The following is a 26538-nucleotide window of genomic DNA, read 5'->3' on the forward strand; positions in this document are numbered from 1 at the left end:
GCCTAGGCGGGTTTTTTTATGCCCAGATAAGCCATGTGGCGCTATGGTTATCGGAGGACTGGCTTTGGAAGCTGCGACGGACTGTGTGTCAGGCTATTCAGGAGTAGTTGGCGATGAGCGCTGCAGCCCCCACCCCACCAAGCGTACTGATTGTCGAAGGCGATCCTTGGGTACGGGACATGCTCAGCGAGATGCTGCTCAGCGTGCGCTGTGACGCCCGCCTGCAGGTATGCGCGGATGGCTCGCAGGCACTCAGTGCCTTGTCCAGCAAGCCTGACCTGATCATCGCTGCCCGCGAGCTGGCCGGTGTCGACGGCCTCGACCTGCTGCGCAAGGTGCGCGCCAAAGGGCCAGGGGTGCCGTTCATTCTCATGAGTAACCGCAATGACAGCGCCAGTGTGCGCGAAGCGCTGCCCCTGCACCCCACGGCTTACCTGAGCAAGCCGCTGAACCTGGATAACCTGCGCAAGCGCCTGCAAGAGTTGCTGCTGGCCGTTGGCGAGGAGATTGCCTGCCCGATACCGGCGTTGCAGGCGGGAGCCAGCCTGCCAGCCTATCTTGAGCAGCGCCGCGCTACCGCCGATGGCGGGCCGCTGTTGGCCGATGTGCAGGTAGCGATCAATCGAGCGCTGAACCCCCAGGGCCTGAACCTCAGGGTGCTCGAAGAGGAAGTGCGTAACGACCCGCAAGTCACGGCGGTGCTGATCGCTGCCGCCAATAGTGCGGCATTGCACCGTGATGCCCCGGTGCAGACGTTGCTGCAGGCCCTGAACAAGCTTGGCAGTACCCAAAGCATGAACCTGATCCTGGGCATGACCCTCAAGCGCAGCGCACGCCTCAGTGACCCACTGTTGGCGGAGCACGCGACCCGTTACTGGGACCTGTCACTGCACACTGCCGAATATGGCCGCACCTTGGCGCGTATGCTCGAGCTGGACGAGGGACGTTGTTATTGCGCTGGCTTGCTGCATTGCCTGGGCGACCTGGCGGTGTTGCGCTGCCTGCAAGAGTGGCGCTTGGCCGGGGGAGATCTGGACGAGCGCAATGTGCAGCAATCGCTGGAAGAGTTTGGTGCGGCGTTCGGCTCGGCGCTGCGTACTCGCTGGCGTTTGCCGCTGGCACTGCGCGAGTTGATCGCTGCGATATACCAGTTGGGCGGTGGCGTTTACTCGCGGGAGATCCTGGCCATGAACCTGGCTGGGCAGTTGTCGCGGCTGCCGGCTGAGCAGGGGCTGGAGAAGGTGGCCAGCGGCAAGACGGCGCGCCTGCTCAAGCTTGGCCTGCCGGAGCTGAGGCGGTTGCGCAAGGTGGAGAACCCGGAAGTAAAGCCGCAGGAAGATCCGCCGGTGGCAGGGGCCGAGGTTTCCAGCTGAGATTCTGGGGCCGTCGTGGGCTTGCCCGCTTGTATGGCGCCGGCCCCGCGAATACCGGCCAACGCCGGAGTCCTGCCCCGTGCCGCCTGATCAGCCGCGGACTATCTGGTTCTTGCCCTGCCGCTTGGCCTGGTACATTGCCGCATCGGCCCGCGCATACAGGCTGTCCAGCGCCACATCCTCATCGGTCAGCCCGGTCAACCCCTGGCTCACCGTCACCCCGTACGTCTGCTGGCCATGGCTGAAGCTCAAGTGCTGAATCTGCCGTTGCAAGCGCTCGGCAATCTGCTCCGCGACCTGGGCGTTGCAGCCCGGAAACACCGCCGCAAATTCTTCGCCGCCAATGCGTCCGAACAGGTCGCCCCGGCGTAGCACGGCCTTGCCGCTGTCGGCGATGTGTTGCAGCACCTGGTCGCCTTCCTGGTGGCCATAGCTGTCATTGATGCGTTTGAAGTCGTCGATATCCAACAGCAGGAAAGCCAGCGGTGTACCGTCCGCGCGTGCACTGTCGAAGGCTTGCTGAGCACATTCGAAAAAGTGCCTGCGGTTACTGCTCTGGGTCAGCACGTCGGTGGTGGCCAGGCGCTGCAGTTCGCCTTCAAGCTGCTTCTTCTCGGTGATGTCTTCGGCGATACCGACAATGATTACCCGGTCGCCATCGTGCTGCTGGTTGATGTAGCACTTGTCGCTCAGCCAGCGCAGTTGCCCATCGGCATTGAGGATGCGGTACTCGCGGTCTTCCACCGCGCCCTTGAGCAGTACCTGGGCCAGGCTACGTTCGGCGAACTCGAGGTCGTCGGGGTAGATGCTGTCACGCCATTCGTTGTAGTCAGCCAGCACCAGGCTGACCGGGCGGCCGAAGATGCGCTCGTAGGCTGGGCTCACGTACAGCACCTGACGGGTTTCCCAGTCGAAGGCCCAGAGCACTGCGTTGACGCTGTCGAGCAACGAGCTGAACAGCTGATCACGCTCACTCAGGCGGGCAACCTCACCTTGGGCGTGGAGTAACGCCAGTAAAGTCTGGGCGGCTTCGGGAGGAGGGGTGCCGGGGAAAATCGTGGGAATGTTCTTGGCCATGTGCACGGAGCAGGTCTCAACGTGAAAGCGTGCGGCCAGCATCCGGCCCGCCACGCAGGCGATATTCCGGATTCGAGTGGAGAGGTGAGGGCGAAGTTCCGAATGGCACGCCCCGCTGGGGGGCGTGCCGATCAACGGCGGTCAGGCGCCGGTCGGGCGCAGCGAGTAAGTCTTGAGTTGTGCCGCGAAGTCGCGCAGTGCCTGGATGCCGCTGGTTTCGGCCTCATGTACCCAGTCTTTCATGGCTGCCAGCATGTCGTGGCCGTTAGCACTGGTGCGCGCCCAGATCTGCTGCAGGGCCAGGCGCTTTTCGTAGATGGTTTTCAGTGCCTGGCTATGCGCGAGCATGGACTCGATGCGCACGTGGTGGCGGTCTTCCAGGAGGCTGGTTTCGCGAGACAGCAGCCGCTTGGCACGGCGGAAGCGGTGGCGCACCGACGCATCGACACGGGCCAGTTCCTGTTTCACCAGCGGGCCGATCACCAGCTTGCGGTACTGGGCCATGATCTGGAAGCGGTTGTTGAGGATGGCCATGGCGGTGTCCATGTCCAGGCTGGCCTTGCCGGCCACCCGGTGGGCGATGGGCGCCACGCGCTGCACCTTGGCCAGACGCAGCAGGCAGAACAGGCGGATCCACGCCCAGCCCATGTCGAACTCCCAGCGTTTGACCGAGAGCTTGGCCGAGTTGGGGTAGGTGTGGTGGTTGTTGTGCAGTTCTTCACCGCCGATGACGATGCCCCAGGGCACCAGGTTGGTGGCGGCGTCGCGGCATTCGAAGTTGCGATAGCCCAGGGCATGGCCCAGGCCGTTGACCACCCCGGCGGCCCAGAACGGAATCCACATCATCTGCACCGCCCAGATGGTGATGCCCAGGGTGCCGAACAGCAGCAGGTCGATCACCGCCATCAGTGCGATACCGCCCAGTTTGTAACGCGAGTACAGGTTGCGCTCGATCCAGTCATCCGGGCAGTTCTTGCCATAGATGCGCAAGGTTTCGGGGTTGCGCGCCTCTTCACGGTACAGCTCGGCACCTTTGCGCAGCACTGTGCCCAGGCCCTTGTACACCGGGCTGTGCGGGTCGTCGGGGGTTTCGCACTTGGCGTGGTGCTTGCGGTGGACGGCGGTCCACTCACGGGTGTTCTGCGCCGTGGTCAGCCACAGCCAGAAGCGGAAGAAGTGCTTGAGCGCGCCGTTGAGCTCCAGGGCCCGGTGCGCGGAGTAGCGATGCAGGTAGACCGTGACGCTGACAATGGTCACGTGGGTCATCAACAGAGTGATGCCGACCAGTTGCCAGGCCGACAGGTCGAGCAGGCCGTTATACCACATAGGTGCAAATACCCTCGAAATGCAGGGGGAAGGGCTGATTATCCCTTGGCGGGGAAATAAAACCAGTCAACCGTTGAGATAGGAGGTCACGACATGTTTCAGCCTTTATAATGCCCACTCCTTTTTGATGGCCTTTCCCACCCGACATGTCTGTTTCCGTTCGCGACGCCTTGCGCATGGCTGCGCTATATGTGGTGCTCTCGATCCTCTGGCTTGCGCTGGCGGAGGTGATGCTGCACAGCATGACTGACGATCCCTTGGCACTGACCGTGGGGCGGCAGATCAACGTGGTGGTCTGGGTGCTGCTCAGTGCCTTGCTGATCTATGTGTCGCGCGTGCGCCTGCTCAATTTCATCGGCCATGGCGCGCGTTTGCGTTGTGAAGACCGTGAACGGCTGCGCATGGCTGCCGCGGTGTTCGACAGTACCCTCGAAGGTGTGCTGGTGACCGACCGCCAAGGCCTGATCGTGCACGTCAATCGTGCCTTCATGCGCATCACCGGCTACCAGCAGGATGAGGTCATCGGCCAGCGCCCGAGCAAGTTCAAGTCCGGCCACCATGGCCTGGCCTTCTACCAGGAGGTTTTCGCCACCCTGGCCGAGAAGGGCGAGTGGAGCGGTGAAATCTGGAATCGGCGCAAAAGCGGCGAGATCTACCCGCAGTGGCAGACTATTTGCGCCATTCGCGACGACGAAGGTGAGCTCAGCCATTACGTGGCGGTGTTCAGTGACATCAGCGCCATCAAGCATTCGGAACAGGAACTTGCCTATCTGGCCCACCACGACCCGCTGACTGGCCTGCCCAACCGCCTGCTGTTTACCGACCGGGTGGAGCAGGCATTGGCGGCGGCGCAGGCCAACAAGCGCGGTTGCGCCTTGTTGCTGCTGGACCTGGATCACTTCCAGAGCATAAACGACGGCCTGGGCCATACCATTGGCGACCAGTTGCTGAAGCTGGTGGGCGAGCGTCTGGGGGAGGTGTTGGGTAACGGTTTGACCCTTGCGCGTCTGGGCGGCGACGAATTCGGCGTGCTGGTCGAGAACTGCCAGCAGGTCGGCCAGGCGGGCAAGCTGGCGCAGTGCATCATCGAGCGTATGCGTGAGCCGTTTCAGTTCGAGGGCAACCGTCTGTTCATCAGCGCCAGCGTCGGAATCAGCCTTTACCCCAGCGATGCCTTGGGTGCCGAGCAATTGCTGCGCAATGCCGACTCGGCGTTGTACAAGGCCAAAAGCAACGGGCGGGCCTGCTATGCGCTGTACACCGAAGAGCTGACCGCCCATGCACAGCATCGGGTCGAGACCGCCGCTGAATTGCGTCGGGCCCTGGAGCAGGATGAACTGCGGGTGTACTTCCAGCCGGTACACGACCTGGCGTCAGGCCGACAGGTCGGGGTCGAGACGCTGGTGCGCTGGCAGCACCCCAGGCGCGGCCTGGTACCGCCGGGCGAGTTCATCCCGATTGCCGAACGCACCGGCCTGATTGCCGAGATCGATGCCTGGGTGCTGCAACAGGCCTGTCGGCAAATGGTGCAGTGGCAGGCTCAAGGCCGGCAGCTGACATTTGTGGGGGTGAACATCTCCAGTCGCCTGTTTGGCCAGCATGAGCTGTATCGGCAGGTAGCCGAAGTGCTGCACGACACCGGCCTCGCCCCGGCCTTGCTGGAGCTGGAAGTGACCGAAAGCGCGGTGATGGAAGACCCTGAGGTGGCGCTGGAGCAACTGCACCGCTTGCGCGAACTGGGGGTGACCCTGGCCATCGACGACTTTGGCACCGGGTATTCGTCACTGCTGCGGCTCAAGCGTTTGCCGGTGCAGAAGCTGAAAATCGACCAAGGATTTGTGGCTGGGTTGCCAGTGGATGAAGACGACATCGCCATCGTGCGGGTGATCATCGCCTTGGCCCGTAGCATGGGTATGCAGGTGCATGCCGAGGGCATCGAGCAGGCGGAGCAGGCCAGCTTCCTGTTGCAGGAGGAGTGCCAGTTGGGTCAAGGGTACTGGTTCGGGCGGCCAGTGCCGGCTGAGGATCTTCGCTGGGATTGAGAGCGGGCTGCAACGCAGCCCTGGATTTCAGCGCTTGTTCAAACCCTTCGCCAGGCGGTCCCCGCCCAGTTGGATCAACGCCACTAACGCTACCAGCATGGCGATCACGGTCAGCATGATCTGGCTGTCGAAACGCTGGTAGCCATACCGATAGGCGATATCCCCAAGCCCGCCGGCACCAATCGCCCCGGCCATCGCCGACGAGTTGATCAAGGTCACCAAGGTAATGGTGAAGCCCCCGACGATCCCCGGCAGCGCCTCGGGCAACAGTACGTGCCAGATGATGTGCCTGCGCCGGCAGCCCATGGCCTGTGCGGCTTCCACCAGACCATGGTCGACTTCACGCAGGCTGACCTCGGCAATCCGCGCAAAGAACGGTGTGGCGGCAATGGTCAGCGGCACCACGGCCGCCCACACACCATAAGTGGTACCCACCACCAGGCGGGTGAAAGGAATCAGCGCAACCATCAGGATCAGAAACGGAATCGAGCGGAACAGGTTGACGAAGGCGCCCAGCACCCGGTTCAGCAGCCGCGCCTCGAAGATCCCGCCCTTGTCGCTGGTGACCAGCAGCACCGCCATGGGTACACCCACCAGCAGGGCGATCAGTGACGAAACCCCAACCATCAGCAGCGTATCCAGCAAGCCTTCCAGCAGGCGATCAATCCACATGGCCCAATACCTCCACGTCCTCGGCCCAACGGCGGGCACGTTCCAGCAATTGATGGGTGTCGTGCGGCGAGTGTTGCACCGAGAGGATGAGTTGCCCCAAGGCATGTTCGCCGATGGTTTCCACGCCGCCCTGCAGCAGACGCACACGCCCGCCCAGGTCGTTGAACAGGGCAGACAGCTCTGGCTCGCCGAGCACCGTCAGTTTCAGCACTACGGCGCTGTTGCCGCTCGCCGGGCGGGCCTGGAGGCTGGCTTGCAGTGCGGCGGGTAGCTTGGCCTGCAAATGGGCGAGCAGGGTGCGGGTAACCTCGTGACGGGGTGAGCCAAACACCCGCCAGACCTCGCCCTGCTCGACCACTGCGCCGCGTTCCAGCACCACTACCCGGTGACAGATGTCGCGAATCACCGCCATTTCGTGGGTGATCAGCACGATGGTCAGGCCCAGGCGCTGGTTGATATCGCGCAGCAGCTCCAGGATTGAGGCGGTGGTTTCCGGGTCCAGCGCCGAGGTGGCCTCGTCGCACAGCAGGATCTCGGGGTTGTGCACCAGTGCCCGGGCAATGCCCACGCGCTGTTTCTGCCCGCCGGACAGTTGCGCCGGGTACACGTGATGTTTTTCCTGCAGGCCGACCAGTTCCAGCAATTCGCGCACTTTGCGCTGGCGCTCGGCCTTGGGCACGCCGGCGACTTTCAAAGGCAATTCGACGTTCTGCCACACGGTCTTGGCCGACATCAGGTTGAAGTGCTGGAAGATCATGCCGATGCGCCGGCGCAGGGCCACAAGGTGGTCCTCATCGAAAAGCGCGATATCCACCCGGTCGATCAATACGCGGCCCTGGCTGGGTTGCTCCAGGCGGTTGATGGTGCGCAGCAGTGATGACTTACCGGCGCCGCTGCGGCCGATGATGCCGAAGATCTCGCCATGGCGGATGTTCAAGTCGATGCCTTGCAACGCCGGTTGCGCCTGGCCCGGGTAGGTCTTGCCCAGGCCGATGAAGCGCACGTGGGCTTCATTGACCTCGGGGCGCAGGGCCTGTTCTCTGGCCATTGGCGGCAGTGCTTGGGGTGTGGGCGCCCTGAGCGCGTTGGCCTGGCTCATTTCAGCCTTCCCAGCCGGCTTGGTAGAGCTTGCCGTGAGCTTTGTTCAACGCAGCGCGCACCGCTGGCGAATGCTGGTAGATGTCGACGAACTTGGCCAGGCGTGGATCGTCCTTGCTTTGCGGGCGGATGACGAACTGGATCACGTACTCCTTGTTTTCCAGCCCGTCGAACAGCAACGCCGAGGTGGCATCGAAGGTATTGGCCAGGCGGATGTAGGCCGGGTAACCCTGCACCAGGTCTGCGTCGTCGTAGGCACGTACCAGTTGCACCGCCTCGACCTGAAGGATCTTGAGCTTTTTAGGGTTGGCGACGATGTCATCCTCGGTGGCCTTGTAGCCCACGCCGGGCTTCAGGGTGATCAACCCGGCCTTGGCCAGCAGCAGCAGGCCACGGCCGCTGTTGATCGGGTCGTTGGCGATGGCCACGCTGGCGCCTTCAGGCAGCTCGGCAAAGCTTTTGTACTTTTTTGAGTACAGGCCAACGTTGTTGATGATGCCCGGAGCGTAAGGCACGAGGTTGAAGCCTGCAGCAGCCTTGGCGTTTTCCAGGAACGGGATGTGCTGGAAGTAGTTCGCGTCGATGTCGCCGCTGTTGAGGCTGACATTGGGCGCAATCCAGTCGCTGAACTCGATCAGCTTCACTTCCAGGCCTCGCTTGTGGGCTTCTTCCACCGCGGCTTCCAGCGGAATGGCAAAGGCCGAGGTGGTACCGATCTTCAACGGCTCGGCAGCAAGGGCACCGGCGCACAGGCCGAGGGTGATGGCAATGGCCGCGACGGGCCGGAACAGTTTCTCAAGCATGGTGCAGGGCTCCAGTCGGGGCAGGGGTAAAGCGGTAAGCCGAGCCAGGATGGTCGGCGGGTAAGTGAGGGCGGTCGGCCTGGAACAGTTTTTCGCGCAGGGTGCCTTCGGTGTAGGCAGTCTTGTAACGGCCACGCTGCTGAAGTTGCGGGATGACCAGCTCGATGAAGTCCTCGAAGCTCTCCGGGGTGACGGTGCGGGTCAGGTTGAAACCGTCCAAGCCGGTTTCATCGATCCACGCGATCAACTGTTCGGCCACCTGCTCAGGCGCGCCGACCAGGGTTACGTAGCGGCCGCCCAGGGCGTGCTGTTGCAACAGGCGCCGGCGGGTCCAGGCGTTGTCTTGCAACTGGCGCGTGGCTGACTGGATGGCGTTGCCCTGGCTGAAGGCAATGGGTTGGTCCAGTTCATAGGCGGCGAAGTCGATGCCAGTGGACGCGGCGAAGTGCGCGACCCCCGCTTCGGCGCTGGCGTGGCGCAGGTACTCGGCGTGTTTGGCCTGGGCCAGTTGCTCGGTGGCCGCAACGATCACCGTGATGCCCATGAACACCTTGACCGCCTGCGGGTCGCGGCCGGCGGCCTGGGTGGCCGCGCGAACCTTGTCGACCTGGGCACGGGTGGCTGCCTTGTCCTGGCCACTGATGAACACGCATTCGGCATGGTTGCCGGCGAAGGCCAGGCCACGCTGCGAGCTGCCGGCCTGGAACAGCACCGGGGTGCGCTGCGGTGAGGGCTCGCACAGGTGGTAGCCTTCGACCTTGTAGAACTCGCCCTGATGCTGAACCTTGCGCACCTTGTCGGGCGAGGCATAGACGCGATGCTCGCGGTCGGCGACTACTGCGTCATCGGCCCAGCTGCCTTCCAGCAGCTTGTACAACACCTGCAGGTATTCATCGGCCTGGTCGTAGCGGCGATCATGCTCGGGTTGCTGCGCCAGGCCCATGGCCCGGGCGGCGCTGTCGAGGTAGCCGGTGACGATGTTCCAGCCCACCCGGCCATTGCTCAGGTGGTCGAGTGTGGAAAGGCGCCGGGCGAACAGGTACGGCGCCTCGTAGGTGAGGTTGGCGGTAAGGCCGAAACCCAGGTGACGAGTGACCGCAGCCATGGCGGAGACCAGCAGCAGCGGGTCGTTGACCGGCAGCTGGATCGACTCCTTGAGGGTGACGTCCAGTGACTGGCCGTAGATGTCGTAGGTACCGACGATGTCGGCAATGAAAAGCCCGTCGAACAGGCCGCGCTCCAGCAGGCGTGCCAGGTTGGTCCAGTAGTCCAGGGTCTTGTACTGGGTCGAAGTGTCCCGTGGGTGGGTCCACAAACCGTGGTTGATGTGCCCGATGCAGTTCATGTTGAAGGCATTGAGCAGAATCTGCTTGGCCATCAGATGGTCCCCCGGCGTGGCGGGTTGGCATCGTTGAGGTAGTAGTTGCCGATGGCGTGGTACTTCCAGCGCACCGGATCGTGCAGGGTGTGCACGCGAGCGTTGCGCCAGTGGCGGTCGAGGTTGTGTTCGGCCAATGTTGCCTGGCTGCCGCCCAGTTCGAACAGGGTGGTACCGGCGGTGAGGGAAATTTCGGTGCTGATGGCGCGTGCTTCGGCCACGGCAATGGAGGCGGCGGCCACATTGTCGGCAGTGCTGTCGTCGCGGGCGCGGTCGAGGTATTCGCCTGCGCGCTCCAGCAGGGCTTCGGCCGCGTGCAAGCGGACCGCCAGATGGCCGAAACTTTTCAGCGTCAGCGGGTCATCCGTGGCCTTGTCCAGGCCGGAGTCGACCCACGGACGGCTGCGGGTGCGCACGAAGTGCAGGGCGTCTTCATAGGCGGCGCGGGCAATGCCGGTGTCGATGGCGGCATGGAGGATCTGCGCCAGCGGGCCGACCGGGGTGGGGCGCTCGAAGGCGCTCTGGAACGGCACCACGTCCGCTGCGCTGACGTACACGTTATCGAACACCACCGAACCGCTGCCGGTGGTGCGCTGGCCGAAGCCGCTCCAGTCGTCGATCACCTGCAGCCCCTGGCTGTCGGCCGGGACGAAGGCCAACTGTTGTATACCTTGTTCATCCACGACCGAGGTTGGAATGCGCTGGGCATAGATGGCGCCTGTGGAATAGAACTTGCGCCCGTTGATGCGGAAACCGTCGCCGTCACGGCTCAGGCGGGTGGTGCGCTCGTGGGCGGTCTTGGTGCCCAGCTCGGCCAGGGCATTGCCGAAACGGCGGCCAGCCAGTACCTCGGCGTACAGGCGCTGTTGCTGTTCGGGGCTGCCGTTTACCCGCAGCACTTCCAGACCGTAGAAATGATTCTGCGGAATCTGCCCGAGCGAACCGTCGGCCTGCGCGATACGGGCGATGACCTTGGCCAGGGTGACGTTGGACACGCCGGCACCGCCGAAGGCTTTGGGCACACTGATGGCCCACAGGCCGGAGCGGGTGAACAGCTCGAGTTCGGCCAGCGGCAGGCGGCGCTCGCGGTCGCGCAGGGCGCTGTCGCGGCGCAGTTGCTGGGCGATGTCTTCGGCGACGGCCAGGGCTTGGGCGTCGCTGGTGATGATAGCGATTGTCATGGAGTTCTCCGGGGGGCCGCTTCGTGGCCCTTCGCGGGCTTGCCCGCTCCCACAGGTGAGGTGATGCCAGTTCAGGCGGTGGCAATCCTGTGGCAGCGGGCAAGCCCGCGAAGGGCTGCGCAGCAGCCCCAAAGGCAGCAAATCAGATCCAGGAATGCCGTGCAGGCAAGGTGCCGTTGAGGTGGTAAGCGCCCACCGCGTGGTACTTCCAGCGCACCGGGTCGTGCAGAGTGTGCACCCGGGCATTTCGCCAGTGGCGGTCGAGGTTGAACTCGGCAAGGGTGGCGCGGCTGCCGGCCAGCTCGAACAGCTTTTCGCTGGCCTGCAGGGCAATCTCGGTGGTCAGCACCTTGGCCTCCGCCACTGCGATCGAGGCCCGTGCTGCGGCGTCGGCATCGATCGGAGCGGCATTGACCTCGTCGAGCACCCGAGCAGCCTTGCGCAGCAGCGCTTCTGCCGCGTGGAGTTCAAGCTTCAGGCGGCCGATGTCAGCGATCACATAAGGGTCGTCGCTAGCCCGCTCGACATTGGCTTCGATCCACGGGCGGGACTTTTCGCGCACGAACGTGATCGCATCATCGATGGCCGCTTCGGCGATGCCGGCGTCGATCGCCGCCTGGATCAGCTGCGAAGCTGCACCCTGAATGTTGGGGATATCGCGCTGGCGCCAGTTGTCGATCACCAGTTCCGCGTCAACCGGCACCTGGTCCAGCAGCACGGTACCGCTGGCGGTGGTGCGCTGGCCGAACCCGGACCAGTCATCGACAATGCGCAACCCCGGGCTTCCCCGGCGCACGAATGCCAGGCGCTGGCGGCCTTCGTCGTCGAGGGCTTTTACCGCCACCCAATGGGCGAACAAGGCACCGGTGGAGTAGAACTTCTCGCCACTTATGCGGTAGCTGTCGCCGGCGCGCGTAATTCGGGCCTTGAGGGTGAGGGTATCCCTGGTGCCACGTTCAGGCCCGGCATTGCCGATGCGCCAGCCGTCGAGCACGCTTCGGAAGATCAGCGCTTGCTGCGCCTCGCTGGCCGTCAGGCGCAGCAGTTGCAGCATGCCGAACTGGTTCTGCGGGATCTGCCCCAGGGCGGGGTCGGCGGCGCTGATCAGGCGGAACACTTCGGCGACGGTTGCGAACGATACGTCGGGACCACCGTAGGCCTTGGGTACGCTGATGCTGCCCAGACCGCTTCGGGTAAACAGTTCGATTTCGGCCCAGGGCAGTTTGCGTTGCTGGTCGCGCTGTGCAGCTTGCTCACGGGCGACCTTGGCCAGCTCGCGGGCCGCTTGCAGGGCTTCGGCGTCGTTGCGCAGTACCTTGGCCGGCAGCAGCGGGGGCGAGCTGTCCAAATCGCTATGGAATTGGGTGTTGGCTTGGCTGGGCATCAGTGCCGCTCCTTGGCTGCACTCAATGCCCTGGCGTTCCGCACTGGGGTGATTGTGATCCTGACCATTCCTGACCTCACAAAATAGTTATGTCGCTACAGCTGATCGCGACAGACGTGTGCTGGTCCGGTGGTCCGGTATATATACCCTAATGATTTATAAAAATTTTATGAACTAACTTTTTGGAATAATTATAGAAGGGGCGATTTGTTACGGGCGTGCCGGTCTCTTCGCGGGTAAACCCGCTCCTACACATGCCTCAAGATCTGTGCACTGTAGGAGCGGGTTTACCCGCGAATGGGCCGGAACAGGTTTACTCGGAGGCCGCAGTCCCGAGGAACTTGCGCAAGAACTGCCGCGTACGCTCTTCCTTCGGCGCTGCAAACAGGGCCTTGGCCTCGCCCTGCTCCACGATCACGCCCTTGTCGAAGAAGATCACCCGGTTCGCCACGTCCCGGGCAAAGCTCATCTCGTGGGTGACGATGATCATGGTGCGCTTTTCCTCGGCCAGGCCGCGGATGGTCGCCAGTACTTCACCGACCAGCTCCGGGTCCAGCGCCGAGGTCGGTTCGTCGAACAGGATTACCTCTGGTTCCATGGCCAGGGCACGGGCGATGGCCACGCGTTGTTGCTGGCCGCCGGACAGGCGCCGTGGGTAGGCGTCTTCCTTGCCCGCCAGGCCGACTTTGGCCAGCAGGCGCCGGCCAAGCTCGATGGCCTGCTCGCGAGGCGTTTTCTTGACGATCACCGGCCCCTCGATCACGTTCTCCAGGGCGGTGCGGTGGGGGAACAGGTTGAAGTTCTGGAACACGAACCCGGCTTGCTGGCGCAAACGGCGAATCGCACCCTGCTGCCCGCCCAAAGGGCGGTTGGCATCGATGCTGATGGCGCCGATCTGGATCTGCCCGGCATCGGGGGTTTCCAGCAGGTTAAGGCAGCGCAGGAAGGTGGTTTTGCCCGAGCCACTGGGGCCGATGATGGCCACCACTTCACCGGGCTGCACGGTCAGGTCGATACCGTTGAGCACGGTCTGGCCCTTGAACCGCTTGGTCAGGCCTTTGACTTCAATCATGCTCAATGCTCCTGGTCATGCTGGTTGACCCGCGCTTCCATGCGGTTCTGGAAGTGCGCAAGGATGCTGCACAGCACCCAGTAGATGACCGCGACCGCCACGTACATGGTGAACACTTCGAACGTGCGCGCGGTAATCAGTTGGGCTTGGCGGAACAGCTCGGGCACCTGGATGGTCGCCGCCAGGGCGGTGTCCTTTACCAGCGAGATGAAGCTGTTGCCCAGCGGTGGCAACGCGGTGCGCAAGGCCTGTGGCAGGATCGCCCGGCGCATGGCTTGCACGCGGGTCATGCCGATGCTGGCGGCTGCTTCCCACTGGCCCCGGTCGATCGAGGAAATGGCTGCGCGCAGGATCTCGCAGATATAGGCCGCCATGTTCAGCGACAGGCCGATCAGCGAAGCGGGGATCGGGTCCAGCTCGATGCCGATTTGCGGCATGCCGAAATAGATGACGAACAGCTGCACCAGCAGCGGCGTGCCGCGGAAGAACGACACGTAGACCCGCGCCAGCCAGTTCAGCGGCAGAATCTTCGACAGCCGCATCAGCGCCAGGGCAAAGCCCAGCACCAGACCGAAGAACATGCCGCCGACACTGAGCAGCACCGTATAACCCGCGCCCTTCAGCAGGAAGGGCGCAGAGTCGACAACGAGTTGCAGGCTTTCAGCGATCATTTGGTGACATCGGCACCGAAGTACTTCTCGGACAGCTTGGCCAGCGTGCCGTCAGCTTTTAGCTTGTCGATGGCCTTGTTGATGGCTGCCAACAGTTCCGGCTCACCTTTGCGCATGGCCACGCCGCTTTCCAGGCGCGAGAAGGCATCGCCGGCAAGTTGGGTGTCCTTGGCTTTTTGCGCGTATTCCAGCGCCGCCAGGCGGTCGATCAGGATGGCGTCGATACGGCCGTTGCGCAGGTCAGCAAACTTGCTTGGGTCGTCTTCATAGGTGCGCACATCGGCTTGCGGCACGTCCTTCTTCACCCACTGTTCGTAGTTGGTGCCAAGGCCTACGCCGACCTTTTTGCCGGCCAGGTCCTGTGCGCCCTTGATGTTCAACTGCTCGGCTTTCTTCTTCAGGATCAGTGCCTGGATGCCGGAGACAGTGTAGGGCTCGGAGAAGTCGTACTTTTTCTTGCGCTCCTCGGAAATGGTCACCTGATTGACCACTACATCCAGGCGTTTGGATTCCAGCGCGGCGAGGATGCCGTCCCACTTGGTCGGCTGGATCTTGGCCTTGACCCCCAGCTCCTTGGCCAGCAGCTCGGACAGCTCCACTTCGAAGCCGGTCAGTTTGCCGTTTTCGTCCTGGAAGCTGAATGGCGGGTAGGTGCCCTCGAGGCCGACGTTGATGACGCCTTTTTCCTGGATGGTCTTCAATTGCTCGCCGGCGAAAGCCTGGCTGAGCAGGCCGGCACCCAGCAGGAGGGCCAGGCTGGCGTTGAGTAGCGGTTTGGCGAATTTCGACATGGCAGAGCCCCGCGCTTGTTGTCTAGGTAGTGAGGTGGCGACTATAGGGTTGGCTGATTAGGCCGGGAAATACTAAAAAATCACTTTAATATTCCCTTTTTTGATTTTTGCCAGGTGCCGGCTGCTTTGAGGGTAGGCGACGATACCCACTCCGTCATCGCGGCTTATGCCTGACTTAGCGCAGGATGGAATAAAGCGTTGTTTTTTCCAAGCCTCGGATTTGCCGTAAAGTGGATTGCATGCAGGCAGGTTCGGCCCTTTCGCGGGCCTGGCAACAAAATCAGATGGCCTATACGGCAGGAGAAAACCGTGAGCGAACAACCTTCATCCGCGCATTGGCAGTTGCAGAGCATTGTCACTGGCCTGCGCGGGGCCCGTGAGCAATGGCGCACCCGTAATGGCCGCAGTATTGGCGAGCAGGGCGGGCGCGAGCTGCCGTCGCGCGAAGCGATGCGACAGATTCTGGAGCAACTGTGCGGGGCGCTGTTCCCCATGCGCCTGGGGCCAGTCGACCTGCGCGAAGAAAGTGAAGACTTCTACGTTGGCCACACCCTGGATGCCGCGCTGACCGCCTTGCTGGCCCAGGCTCGTCTTGAACTTCGCTACGCGGCACGGCAAAGCAAGGCTGAGCTGGCTGGCGTCGACGCCCGTGCGCTGAGCCTGATCCAGGGCTTTGCAGCTGCGCTACCGGAACTGCGCGTTCTGCTCGACACTGATGTGCTGGCCGCCTACCACGGCGACCCGGCAGCGCGCAGCGTCGATGAAGTGCTGCTGTGCTACCCGGGCATCCTGGCGATCATCCACCACCGGCTGGCGCATCACCTGTACAAGGCAGGGCTGCCGCTGCTGGCGCGGATCAGTTCGGAGCTGGCGCATTCGGCCACCGGTATCGACATTCACCCGGGGGCGCAGATCGGCCCGAGCTTCTTCATCGATCATGGTACGGGTGTGGTCATTGGTGAAACCGCGATCATCGGCGAGCGCGTGCGCATCTACCAGGCGGTGACCCTGGGCGCCAAGCGTTTCCCCAGCGATGAGTCGGGTACGCTGCATAAAGGCCTGCCACGGCACCCGATCGTTGAGGACGATGTGGTGATCTATGCCGGGGCCACGGTGCTTGGGCGTATTACCATCGGTAAGGGTTCGACCATTGGCGGTAATGTGTGGCTGACTCGCAGTGTGCCGGCTGAAAGCAACATTACTCAGGCCAACTTGCAGCTGGATTGCCAGGACAAGAACTGATCCCGCATTGCCATTGCCTGTGCCGGCCTCTTCGCGGGCAAGCCCGTGCCTACGACGGACGTACCAGATGTAGGTGCGGGTTTACCCGCGAAGAGGCCGGAACAGGACGACACCAATTGGCGCCCCAATTCGCATTGAAATCCGATCCATGTTTAACTTGAACGCTTGTTCAATGAAAAACGCTGGTCCGCTGCCGGTGTTCAACAGGAGGATTCCTTTGCTGAACCCGTTCATTCCGAACCTCACGTCATTCGACGAGGTGCACGCCCTATGAGTGCACCGAACCCTTCCGCTGCCAACGGCAAAATCCGCATGAACCCCCCGGTGTTCTACTTTGCGGCGAGTTTCATCCTCATCTTTGGCCTGGTAGTCATCTCCAACCCGCAAGCCGCAGGTGACTGGTTGCTGGCGGCGCAGAACTGGGCGGCCAACACGGTCGGCTGGTACTACATGCTGGCGATGACGCTGTACCTGGTCTTCGTGGTGGTCACCGCCTTGTCTGGCTACGGCAAGATCAAACTCGGTGCCGACCACGACGAACCCGAGTTCAGCTACCTGTCGTGGGCGGGCATGCTGTTCGCCGCTGGCATCAGCATCACGCTGTTCTTTTTCTGTGTCTCCGAACCGCTGACCCACATGCTGCAACCGCCCCAAGGCGAAGCCGGCACGGTCGAGGCCGGGCGCCAGGCGATGCAGATCCTGTTCCTGCACTGGGGCCTGCATGGGTGGGGGGTGTTCGCCTTCGTCGGCATGGCATTGGCCTATTTCGCCTACCGGCACAACCTGCCGCTGGCCCTGCGTTCGGCGTTGTACCCGCTGATTGGCAAGCGCATCAACGGCCCTATAGGTTATGCGGTGGATGGCTTCGGCATCATCGCCACGGTGTTCGGGCTGGGCGCCGACATGGGCTTTGGGGTGCTGCATCTGAACGCCGGCCTGGACTACCTGTTCGGTATCAGCCACAGCCAGTGGGTGCAAGTGATCCTCATCACCCTGATGATGGGCGCGGCTGTGGCCGTAGCCGTGGCCGGGGTGGAGAAGGGGGTGCGGGTGATGAGCGATATCAACCTGTTCCTGGCCTGTGCGCTACTGCTGTTCGTGCTGTTCGCCGGGCCTACCCAGCACCTGTTCAACACACTGATCCAGAACCTGGGCGACTACCTGGGTGCGTTGCCGCGCAAGAGCTTCGACGTGTATGCCTATGGTGAAAACCGTGGCTGGCTGGGCGGCTGGACCGTGTTCTACTGGGCCTGGTGGATTGCCTGGGCGCCGTTCGTGGGCCTGTTCATCGCCCGCATCTCCCGTGGCCGTACCATCCGCGAGTTCGTCTTTGGCGTGCTGCTGATTCCGCTGGGCTTTACCCTGGCGTGGATGTCGATATTCGGCAACAGCGCCCTGGACCAGGTGATCAACCACGGCATGACCGCACTCGGCCAGTCGGCGCTGGACAACCCGTCGATGAGCCTGTACCTGCTGCTGGAAACCTACCCCTGGAGCAAGGCAGTGATCGCCACCACGGTGTTCATCAGCTTCGTGTTCTTCGTCACCTCGGCCGACTCGGGCACCGTGGTGCTGTCGACCTTGTCGGCCAAGGGCGGTGACGCTGATGAAGATGGGCCGAACTGGCTGCGTATCTTTTGGGGGGCGATGACTGCGCTGATCACCAGTGCGCTGTTGTTCGCTGGCAGCATCGATTCGTTGAAATCGGCAGTGGTGCTGACGTCGCTGCCGTTCTCGCTCATTCTGCTGTGCATGATGTGGGGGCTGCACAAGGCGTTCTACCTGGAGTCGCAGCGGCAGATCGCGCAGATGCACTCGCTGGCCCCGTTCGCCCAGTCACGTCGCGGCCGTGGCGGCTGGCGCCAGCGCCTGAGCCAGGCAGTGCACTTCCCGTCGCGTGATGAGGTGTACCGCTTCATGGATGATGTGGTGCGCCCGGCGATTGCCGATGTGCGTGAAGTGTTCGAGCAGAAAGGCCTGGTACTGATTACCCAGGACGACCCTAGCCATGACAACGTCAGCCTGAAGATCGGCCATGGCGAGGAACAGCCGTTCATTTACCAGGTACAGATGCGTGGCTATTTCACGCCATCGTTCGCCTTGGGGGGGCTGGGTACGCAGGAGTTGAAGAACCGCCGCTATTACCGGGCGGAGGTGCACCTGAGCGAAGGCAGCCAGAACTACGACCTGGTGGGCTACAGCAAGGAGCAGATCATCAACGACATCCTCGACCAGTACGAGCGGCACATGCAGTACCTGCACCTGGTTCGCTGACCAAGGTCTCCTGTCATGGCCTCTTCGCGGGCTTGCCCGCTCCCACAGGCACGGCACCGGTTTCGAAACCTGTGTTGTACCTGTGGGAGCGGGCAAGCCCGCGAAGAGGCCAGACAGGCAACCGCTAGAAGGGTGCATCCCCAAGGATGGTCGCCCGGTGCATCACCCGCCGGTTCGGCCGGTAGTCATCCACCGCAAAATGCTGGGTCACGCGGTTGTCCCAGAACGCCACGTCATGCTCCTGCCAACGCCAGCGAATGCTGAACTCCGGTCGCGTCGCATGGGCGAACAGCAGCCTCAGCAGCGCGTCGCTTTCCAGTTCGCTCAGTTCATTGATGCGTGTAGTGAACCCTTCATTGACGAACAACGCCTTGCGCCCGCTCACCGGATGTGTGCGTACCACCGGGTGCGACAGTGGCGGGTTGTTGCGCCGGGTGGCCTCCCAGCGCGCCAAGTCTTGCGGCGTGGTGCCAAAGCGCTCCAGCGGGAACGACTTGGTGAAGTCGTGGGTAGCGGTCAGCCCGTCCAGCATTTCACGCAGCGGTGCCGACAAGGCCTCGAAGGCCGCAATGCCGCTGGCCCAAAGGGTATCGCCACCGTAAGCAGGCAATTGCTTGGCGCTGAGGACCGCGCCCAGTGCCGGGGTCGGCAAAAAGGTCACGTCGGTGTGCCACACGGCGTTGTCGCGCACATCGGTAACCGCCGTGTCGAGCACCAGCACCTGTGGGGTGTCCGGCACGTTGGGGTAAATCGGGTGGATGTGCAGGTCGCCGAAGCGTGCGGCAAAGCGCGCCTGCTGTTCGGGGTTGATCGGCTGATCACGGAGGAACAGCACCTGGTGCTGGAGCAGTGCCTGTTCGATGGCATCGCGCTCTTCTGCACTGATATCGCGGCTGAGGTCCACGCCGCTGATCTGGGCGCCAAGCGCTGGGCTTAGGGGGGTAATGGTCAGGCTCATGTCGGTCTCTTCAATCGGGCGCCAGTGTGCTGGCGTGGACAATGGAATTCAGTGAATCTGCCCATGCCAGGGCACCAGCTTGCGTTGCAGGGCACGCAGGCTCATTTCCAGAGCGAAGGCGATCAGGGCGATCAGCAGGATGCCCAGCACCACTACGTCGGTGACCAGAAACTGCGCCGCCGACTGCACCATGAAGCCCAGGCCGCTGGTGGCGGCGATCAACTCGGCGGCCACCAGGGTCGACCAGCCGACCCCCAGGCCAATGCGGATGCCGGTAAGGATGTCTGGCAATGCGCTGGGCAAAATGACGTGGCGGATCAGTTGGGCCTTGGTTGCGCCCAGCGACTGCGCCGCCCGCAGCTTGGCCGGGTCTACCGTGCGCACACCGGTGGCTGTGGCAATGGCGATGGGGGCGAAGATTGCCAGGTAGATCAGCAGCACTTTCGACAGCTCGCCGATACCGCACCAGATGACGATCAGCGGCAGGTAGGCCAGCGGCGGGATGGGCCGGTAGAACTCGATCAGCGGGTCGAGAATGCCGCGGGCCACGCGGTTGTAGCCGATGGCGATGCCGACTGGTATTGCGGTCAGGGTCGCAGCCACCAGCGCCAGGCCGATGCGGCCCAGGCTTGCGCCCAGGTGCTGCCACAGGCTGGCATCCATGTAGCCTTGGGTGAGCAAGGTCCATGCCTTGGACCGGATGTCGCCAGGCGAGGGCAGGAACAGGGGCTCTACCCAACCGGCAGCTGTCACCAGCCACCAGACCAGTAGCAGGCTGGCCAGGGTCAGGGTGCTGATCCAGCGGGTGGACAGTGGGCGGCGTAGCGTGGCGGCTGGCCGGGTTTGGGCGTCGTGTTTGCCGGCGACCGGCAGGTCCAGGCTGCTCATGCGCGCTCCTGCAGGCTTTGGCGTTGGGAAAACACCCGCGCCAGCACATGCTCGCGGGTTTCGATGAAGGCTGGATCGGACTTGATGGCCCTGGCCGATTCGCCAGCGGCATAGCGCTGGCCGAAGTTCAGCTGCAGGCGTTCCACTACGCGTCCCGGGTTGGGCGCCAGCAGTACCAGTTCGCTGGCGAGGAACACCGCTTCTTCGATGTCGTGGGTAATCAGGAACACCGGCTTGGCGGTGCGTTGCCAGACTTGCAATAGCAGCTCTTGCATTTGCTCACGGGTAAAGGCATCGAGGGCACCGAACGGTTCATCCATCAGCAGTATCCGAGGGTCGGCCGCCAGCGCCCGGGCAAGGCCCACGCGCTGCTTCTGGCCACCGGACAACTGCCAGATGCGCCGTTCGCCGAAGCCATTGAGGTCGACCAGGGTGAGCATTTCGCGGGCCTTGGCCTCACGCTGGGCGCGGGGTACGCCGGCCAGTTCGAGGCCGAAGGCGACATTGCCCAGCACGTTCTGCCATGGCAGCAGGGCATCGTCCTGGAACACCACGCCGCGTTCTGCACCGGGGCCCTGCACCGGCACACCATCGAGGGTGATGTGACCGCCACTGGGGGCGACGAAGCCGGCGATCAGGTTGAGCAGTGAGGTCTTGCCGCTGCCGGAAGGCCCCAGGGCCACCAGCAGTTGGCGTGGCCCCAGGCTCAGGTTGATGTCGGCCAGCACCGGGGTGCTGGCGCCTGGGTACTGTGCGCTGATGCGCTCCAGCTCGAGCAAGGCCATGACGGGCTCCGGATCAGTTTGGAAGGAACTTGGCGCTGACGTACGGCGAGTAGTCCGGCAGCACTGCTTCGACTTTGCCTTGCTGCTTGAGGAAGTTGGCGGTGTCCGTCAGCGCCTGGGTGGTCGGCGCGCCCAGGGCGTGGGCCTGGTCAGCGGCCAGCGGGTAGACGTTGCCCTCCAGCAGCACCGGGATGTCGCTGGCCTTGGCACCGGACAGCTTCACCAGCTTGTCTACGTTGCCCTTGTCGGCCAGCCAGGCTTTCGGGTCCTTGCGGTAGTCGGCGTAGGCATCGAGGGTGACTTTGGCAAAGGCCTTGACCACATCAGGGTGTTTCTCGGCGAAGTCCTTGCGCACGATCCAGGCATCGAAGGTAGGCGCGCCTTTCTGCGCCAGTTCGCCGGAGGTGATCAGGACCTTGCCGTTTTCCTTGGCCACGCCCAAGGCCGGGTCCCACACGTAGGTCGCATCGATGTCGCCGCGCTTCCAGGCGGCAATGATGGCCGGCGGCGCCAGGTTGAGAATCTGTACCTTGGAAGGGTCGATATTCCAGCTTTTCAGTGCGGCAAGCAGGCTGTAATGGCCGGTGGACACGAACGGGACGGCGACCTTCTTGCCGATCAGGTCTTGCGGCGACTTGATGCTGTCACGGGCCACCAACGCTTCACCCGCACCAATCTGGGTGGCGATGAGGAAGGTCTCAACCGGCAGCTTGCGGGTGGCCGCAGCGGCCAGCGGGCTGGAACCCAGGTAGCCGATTTGCACGTCGCCGCTGGCCACCGCAGTGATCACGTCTGCGCCGTTATCGAACTTGCGCCAGTCGATGCTGGCCTTGCTGGCTTTTTCGTAGTCGCCATCGACCTGCGCCACTTTGGCCGGGTCGACAGTGGTCTGGTAGGCCACTGTCAGGTCGGCTGCCTGGGCCAACCAGCTGGTGCTGGCGAGGGTCAGGGCGGCGAACAGGCGCAGCGGAGCGTGCGGGATCATGGTTGAACCTCTCGTCAGGCAAGTCGGGTTGGATGACGAGAAGGCTAAATGATCTAAGAAAATTAAAATAAATAACTTTTTTGCATTAGCTTAGGAGCCAAACGCTTTAAAGCCATGAGCCGTGGCTAAGCCAGAGTACCCTGCAAGACCCTATAGAACGATTCGGCATTAGGTTATGAGCAAACGTTTGCAAATAACCAAAGATTATTAAAAAATTATCTACTACAACGGATGGCAGTAAAGGTTCCTAATATATTCCTTAAAAGTCTTACAAATTCATAAAACAGTCATTTTGGATTTATAGGATTGTCATTATCCTGTAGCGCAGGTGGCGTCTTAGACCAAAGTCGCGAAATGTTTAGAAACGATTGACTTCACGGTCACGCTTTGGGACTAAATCGCCCATCCCGGTGAGCGGGGCATCAGACCCCTCCGCCAGAGATACACAAAAATTAGAACGTAGAGGAGCAAAACATGTACAAGTCCAGCCTGGCTCTGGCCGTGGCACTGGGGGTTCTCGCCCAACAAGCAGGCGCTGCCGGTTTCGTTGAGGACAGCAAGCTGTCGCTCAGCTCGCGCACCATGTACTTCAACAACGACAACCGTGAAGATCACGCAAAACCGGGTGCGGAGCGCCCGGACCAGCGTGAGTCGGGCCAGGGCTTCAAGCTCGACTACATCTCGGGCTTTACCCAAGGCACCGTAGGCTTTGGTGTTGATGCCCAAGCGCTGTGGGGTATTCACCTGGATGGCGGCGAGGGTTACCACAAGTCCGGCTTCTTCCCGGATGACGGCAAAGGTTCTGCAGCCCAGTGGGCTCGTTTCGGTGCCAATGCCAAGGCGCGCTTCTCCAAGACCGAAGCGCATTTTGGTAGCGCGCTCGCACCGAACCTGCCGATCCTGGTTTCCAACGATGGTCGTCTGCTGCCACAAACCTTCGAAGGTGGCACCATCCAGTCGAAGGAAATCGACAACCTGACCATTAACGCGGGTCAGCTGACCCACGCCATGGGCCGTGCTTCGAGCAACCGTACCGGTCTGTCTGTCGCCGGCTCCAATGCCGAAAGCAACAAGTTTCGCTACGGTGGCCTGGACTACAAGCTCACTCCAGACCTGACCCTGCAGTACTACTACTCGAACCTGGAAGACTTCTACAAGCAGCACTTCCTGGGCGCGACCCACGTGTTCAAGATCGCTGACGACCAGTCGTTCAAGACCGACCTGCGCTACTTCGACAGCAGCAGCGACGGCAAGAATGGCAACGACAGCGCTTACAACTTCAACAACAACGGTGGCTACGCCAAAAACACCGGCGAGATCGACAACAAGACCTGGTCCGCCATGTTCACCTATACCTTGGGTGGCCACGCGCTGATGCTCGGTCACCAGCAAGTGGGTGACGACGGTGGCTTCGTATGGTTGAACCAGGGCAGCCTGAGCAACGACAGCGGCACCTCGGAAGGTGCCGGCGGCTCCAGCTTCTACCTGTTCACCGACAGCATGATCAACCAGTTCGCCCGTGCTGGTGAAAACACCACCTTCGGTCAGTACTCCTATGACTTCGCGGCGCTGGGTGTGCCAGGCCTGAAGGCGTCGGTTGCTTACCTGCGTGGTGACGATATCCGCAACAAGTCGGGCAGCGGCACCTACAATGAATGGGAACGCGATGCGCGCATCGACTACACCCTCCAGGAAGGTGCCCTAAAAGGCTTGGGCTTCAGTCTGCGCCAAGGCGTGTACCGTGGTGCCGGCGAGAGCAGTTCCGACCAGGATCAGGCTCGCTTCATCGTGAACTACACTTACAGCTTCCTGTAAGTCGTAGCCATAAAGAAAGCCTCGCCTAGTGCGAGGCTTTTTTGTGCCTGCCAATTCGTATGAATTATGGTTATAAATAAATCGTTATTTATTCTTTTTGTTTTTAATTGAATGCAGGCACATTGAACCCATACGGTACAGAACCCAGCCCAGGAGCCGCAGCCCATGAGCCTCAAACTCGGTGATATCGCCCCCGATTTCGAACAGGATTCCAGCGAAGGCAAGATCCGCTTCCACGAGTGGCTGGGCAACAGCTGGGGGGTGTTGTTCTCCCACCCGGCCGACTTCACCCCGGTGTGCACCACCGAGTTGGGCCTGACCGCCAAGCTGAAGGACGAATTTGCCAAGCGCGGGGTCAAGGCCATCGCCCTGTCGGTGGACCCGGTCGACTCGCATCACAAGTGGATCGATGACATCAACGAAACACAGAATACCGTGGTCAACTTCCCGATCATTGCTGACGCTGACCGCAAGGTGTCCGACCTTTACGACCTGATCCACCCGAACGCCAGCGACACCCTGACCGTGCGCTCGCTGTTCATCATCGACCCGAACAAAAAGGTGCGCCTGACCATCACCTACCCGGCCAGTACCGGGCGCAACTTCAACGAAATTCTGCGGGTGATCGACTCGCTGCAACTGACCGACAACCACAAGGTCGCCACACCGGGTAATTGGCAGGACGGCGATGAAGTGGTGATCGTGCCTTCGCTCAAGGATGAGGAGGAGATCAAGCAGCGCTTCCCCAAAGGTTACCGGGCGGTCAAACCCTATCTGCGCCTGACCCCTCAGCCCAATCGTTAATGGATTCCTCGTTGCATTGCTCTTAGCCAAGCAGGGATTTTCGGGCCGTTTCGACGGCCCTTTTTTATGCCTGCAAAAAACCTGTGGGAGCGGGTGCGCCCGCGAAGAGGCCCTTGTGGGTAAAGACGATAATGGAATAAACAAATGAAAAAATATGATTTATAGATATATATGACAGCTGTTAATGTCACCTCCAACAGAACACAAGGAAGCGCAGCAATGCTGGTCGTCTCAATCGGTGGTAGCCCAAGTCTCCGTTCACGCTCCGGCGTGCTGCTCGAGCGTTCGCGCCAGTGGCTGCAGGATCGCGGCGTTGAAGTGGTGACGTTCCAGGTGCGTGACTTTCCCGCCGAAGACCTGCTGCATGCCCGTTTCGACAGCCCGCATGTACAACACTTTCAACAGCTGGTGGCCCAGGCCGATGGCCTGATCGTCTCCACCCCGGTGTACAAGGCTTCGTTTTCCGGCGCCCTGAAAACCTTGCTTGACCTGCTGCCCGAGCGCGCCCTGGCCCACAAGATCGTGTTGCCCATCGCCACTGGCGGCAGCATCGCCCACATGCTGGCGGTGGACTACGCATTGAAGCCGGTGCTGTCGGTACTCAAGGCACAAGAGACCCTGCAAGGGATCTTTGCCGACGACAGCCAGGTGGCTTACGCAGAAGGTACAAAGCCCGCGCAGTTGGTACAGGCGCTGGAAGAACGCCTGCACGACTCGCTGGAAACCTTCCACGTTGCCCTGGCCCGTCGGCCACGCCCCGTGGCCCCCGGCGTATTGAACGAACGTCTGATCAGCGCTCGCTGGAGCATCTGAACGGCATTACCCGCTTCACCACCTTACTCGCCCGTTAACGAGGCAAGCAGGTGCAACCCGAACCCCATTCGCACAGGAGAGCGCCATGCGCACAGTCTTCTTGCGTCGTGGTCTGGTCGCCCTGTTTGCGGCGGCTGTGTCCTTCGGCGCCATTACCCAAGCCCAGGCCGAGAGCCTGCGTATCGGTTACCAGAAATACGGCACCTTGGTGCTGCTCAAGGCCAAGGGCACGCTGGAGAAGCGCCTGGCCGAGCAGGGTGTACAGGTGCAATGGACCGAGTTCCCCGGCGGCCCGCAGCTGCTTGAAGGGCTGAACGTCGGTTCCATCGATTTTGGTGTCACCGGCGAGACCCCGCCTGTGTTCGCTCAGGCCGCTGGCGCCGACCTGCTCTACGTGGCCTACGAGCCGCCAGCGCCACACAGCGAAGCTATCCTGGTGCCCAAGGGCTCGCCCATCCAGTCGGTGAAGGACCTCAAGGGTAAAAAGGTCGTCCTCAACAAAGGCTCCAACGTGCACTACCTGCTGGTCCGCGCCCTGGAAGACGCCGGCCTCAAGTACAGCGACATCCAGCCTGTCTACCTGCCGCCGGCCGACGCCCGCGCCGCCTTCGAGCGCGGCAGCGTGGATGCCTGGGTGATCTGGGACCCCTACCAGGCCGCCGCCGAGCAGCAGCTGCAAGCGCGCACCCTGCGTGACGGCAAGGGCCTGGTCGACAACCACCAGTTCTACCTCGCCACCCGCAACTATGCGACACAGCACCCAGCGGTGATCAACACCGTGATCGAGGAGGTGCGCGCCGTGGGTGAATGGTCCCAGGCCAACCCGCAGGAAGTGACCGACCAGGTTGCCCCGCTGCTCGGCCTGCCTGCCGACATCACCCTGACCTCGGTCAAACGCCAAGGCTACGGCGCTGCGCCGCTGACCCCGGACGTGGTGGCCGCGCAACAGAAGATCGCCGACACCTTCCAGGCGCTCAAGCTGATACCCAAGCCGCTGAGCATCAAGGACGTGATCTGGACACCCCCGACCAAGGTCGCTAGCGCGCCTTGATTGACAGCCTGAGCCGGGGCGCTGCTCCGGCTAGAGCCACCCTTGAGGAGACGAC

23 protein-coding genes are annotated in these 26538 nt (G+C 62.3%); 8 read left to right on the top strand and 15 right to left on the bottom strand.

Annotation, left to right across the window (positions count from 1 at the left end):
• The first annotated feature begins 113 nt into the window (after positions 1-113).
• The gene (locus FQ668_RS00275) at positions 114-1373 is read left to right on the top strand and encodes a response regulator (RefSeq protein ID WP_014589314.1); all 1260 of its coding nucleotides are present in this window, start codon (positions 114-116) and stop codon (positions 1371-1373) included.
• Between the two features lie 90 nt (positions 1374-1463).
• Here FQ668_RS00275 and FQ668_RS00280 read toward each other — a convergent pair whose 3' ends face one another.
• Positions 1464-2492 (bottom strand): sensor domain-containing diguanylate cyclase, encoded by a 1029-nt coding sequence (locus tag FQ668_RS00280; protein WP_014589315.1) that lies wholly within the window; start codon positions 2490-2492, stop codon positions 1464-1466.
• Positions 2493-2591: 99 nt separating this feature from the next.
• Entirely contained in the window at positions 2592-3776 is a 1185-nt protein-coding gene (gene desA / locus FQ668_RS00285; protein ID WP_014589316.1) for a delta-9 fatty acid desaturase DesA, read from the bottom strand.
• Between the two features lie 146 nt (positions 3777-3922).
• Between desA and dibA the strand changes: the two genes are divergently transcribed.
• Entirely contained in the window at positions 3923-5818 is a 1896-nt protein-coding gene (dibA, locus tag FQ668_RS00290) for a phosphodiesterase DibA (RefSeq protein ID WP_144179819.1), read from the top strand.
• A 27-nt stretch (positions 5819-5845) separates the two neighbouring features.
• On the opposite strand, the gene FQ668_RS00295 is transcribed toward dibA, so the two are convergent.
• The 9 genes from FQ668_RS00295 to tcyJ all read right to left on the bottom strand — a co-directional run bounded on the left by FQ668_RS00295 (position 5846) and on the right by tcyJ (position 14868).
• Complete coding sequence (locus FQ668_RS00295) at positions 5846-6490, bottom strand: methionine ABC transporter permease (RefSeq protein ID WP_014589318.1); 645 nt, start codon at positions 6488-6490, stop codon at positions 5846-5848.
• Positions 6480-7589, bottom strand: coding sequence for a methionine ABC transporter ATP-binding protein (locus tag FQ668_RS00300; protein ID WP_023389970.1), 1110 nt, complete (start codon positions 7587-7589; stop codon positions 6480-6482). Before FQ668_RS00300 ends, FQ668_RS00295 begins: the two co-directional genes overlap by 11 nt.
• Position 7590: 1 nt before the next feature.
• On the bottom strand, positions 7591-8391 hold the full coding sequence (locus FQ668_RS00305; RefSeq protein WP_014589320.1) for a MetQ/NlpA family ABC transporter substrate-binding protein: 801 nt from the start codon (positions 8389-8391) through the stop codon (positions 7591-7593).
• The gene (locus tag FQ668_RS00310; RefSeq protein ID WP_014589321.1) at positions 8384-9769 is read right to left on the bottom strand and encodes an LLM class flavin-dependent oxidoreductase; all 1386 of its coding nucleotides are present in this window, start codon (positions 9767-9769) and stop codon (positions 8384-8386) included. Before FQ668_RS00310 ends, FQ668_RS00305 begins: the two co-directional genes overlap by 8 nt.
• Complete coding sequence (locus tag FQ668_RS00315; RefSeq protein ID WP_011953204.1) at positions 9769-10950, bottom strand: SfnB family sulfur acquisition oxidoreductase; 1182 nt, start codon at positions 10948-10950, stop codon at positions 9769-9771. Before FQ668_RS00315 ends, FQ668_RS00310 begins: the two co-directional genes overlap by 1 nt.
• 142 nt (positions 10951-11092) lie before the next feature.
• Positions 11093-12334, bottom strand: coding sequence for an SfnB family sulfur acquisition oxidoreductase (locus FQ668_RS00320; RefSeq protein WP_019439234.1), 1242 nt, complete (start codon positions 12332-12334; stop codon positions 11093-11095).
• Between the two features lie 313 nt (positions 12335-12647).
• The gene (tcyN, locus tag FQ668_RS00325) at positions 12648-13406 is read right to left on the bottom strand and encodes an L-cystine ABC transporter ATP-binding protein TcyN (protein WP_003255850.1); all 759 of its coding nucleotides are present in this window, start codon (positions 13404-13406) and stop codon (positions 12648-12650) included.
• A gap of 2 nt (positions 13407-13408) precedes the next feature.
• Complete coding sequence (gene tcyL, locus FQ668_RS00330; protein ID WP_003255849.1) at positions 13409-14077, bottom strand: cystine ABC transporter permease; 669 nt, start codon at positions 14075-14077, stop codon at positions 13409-13411.
• A complete protein-coding gene (gene tcyJ / locus FQ668_RS00335) occupies positions 14074-14868 on the bottom strand; it encodes a cystine ABC transporter substrate-binding protein (protein ID WP_014589324.1) in 795 nt (264 codons plus the stop codon). The genes tcyL and tcyJ overlap by 4 nt, the downstream gene beginning before the upstream one ends.
• A gap of 309 nt (positions 14869-15177) precedes the next feature.
• On the opposite strand from tcyJ, the gene epsC reads away from it, so the two are divergent.
• Together epsC and betT are read left to right on the top strand one after the other, a co-directional pair.
• Positions 15178-16110 (top strand): serine O-acetyltransferase EpsC, encoded by a 933-nt coding sequence (gene epsC / locus FQ668_RS00340; RefSeq protein WP_003255846.1) that lies wholly within the window; start codon positions 15178-15180, stop codon positions 16108-16110.
• Between the two features lie 270 nt (positions 16111-16380).
• Entirely contained in the window at positions 16381-18384 is a 2004-nt protein-coding gene (betT, locus tag FQ668_RS00345) for a choline transporter BetT (protein ID WP_003255844.1), read from the top strand.
• Between the two features lie 124 nt (positions 18385-18508).
• On the opposite strand, the gene tauD is transcribed toward betT, so the two are convergent.
• From tauD to tauA, 4 genes are read right to left on the bottom strand one after another with little or no spacing between them, the layout of a single operon-like run.
• Positions 18509-19342 (bottom strand): taurine dioxygenase, encoded by an 834-nt coding sequence (gene tauD / locus FQ668_RS00350; RefSeq protein WP_014589327.1) that lies wholly within the window; start codon positions 19340-19342, stop codon positions 18509-18511.
• A gap of 48 nt (positions 19343-19390) precedes the next feature.
• Complete coding sequence (tauC, locus tag FQ668_RS00355; protein ID WP_019438892.1) at positions 19391-20230, bottom strand: taurine ABC transporter permease TauC; 840 nt, start codon at positions 20228-20230, stop codon at positions 19391-19393.
• On the bottom strand, positions 20227-21015 hold the full coding sequence (tauB, locus tag FQ668_RS00360) for a taurine ABC transporter ATP-binding subunit (protein ID WP_019438891.1): 789 nt from the start codon (positions 21013-21015) through the stop codon (positions 20227-20229). The genes tauC and tauB overlap by 4 nt, the downstream gene beginning before the upstream one ends.
• Before the next feature lie 13 nt (positions 21016-21028).
• Entirely contained in the window at positions 21029-22000 is a 972-nt protein-coding gene (tauA, locus tag FQ668_RS00365; RefSeq protein ID WP_020191047.1) for a taurine ABC transporter substrate-binding protein, read from the bottom strand.
• A 474-nt stretch (positions 22001-22474) separates the two neighbouring features.
• Here tauA and FQ668_RS00370 point away from each other — a divergent pair, with 474 nt between their 5' ends.
• The 4 genes from FQ668_RS00370 (at position 22475) to FQ668_RS00385 (ending at position 26483) form a co-directional block, all read left to right on the top strand.
• The gene (locus tag FQ668_RS00370; protein WP_014589330.1) at positions 22475-23815 is read left to right on the top strand and encodes an OprD family porin; all 1341 of its coding nucleotides are present in this window, start codon (positions 22475-22477) and stop codon (positions 23813-23815) included.
• A gap of 165 nt (positions 23816-23980) precedes the next feature.
• Positions 23981-24619 (top strand): peroxiredoxin, encoded by a 639-nt coding sequence (locus FQ668_RS00375; protein WP_003255836.1) that lies wholly within the window; start codon positions 23981-23983, stop codon positions 24617-24619.
• 219 nt (positions 24620-24838) lie between these two features.
• A complete protein-coding gene (ssuE, locus tag FQ668_RS00380) occupies positions 24839-25432 on the top strand; it encodes an NADPH-dependent FMN reductase (protein ID WP_019438890.1) in 594 nt (197 codons plus the stop codon).
• Positions 25433-25517: 85 nt separating this feature from the next.
• Entirely contained in the window at positions 25518-26483 is a 966-nt protein-coding gene (locus FQ668_RS00385) for a sulfonate ABC transporter substrate-binding protein (RefSeq protein WP_019438889.1), read from the top strand.
• Positions 26484-26538 lie beyond the last annotated feature (55 nt).

Source organism: Pseudomonas sp. Kh14 (assembly GCF_900291005.1).
Taxonomy (GTDB): Bacteria; Pseudomonadota; Gammaproteobacteria; order Pseudomonadales; family Pseudomonadaceae; genus Aquipseudomonas; species Aquipseudomonas alloputida.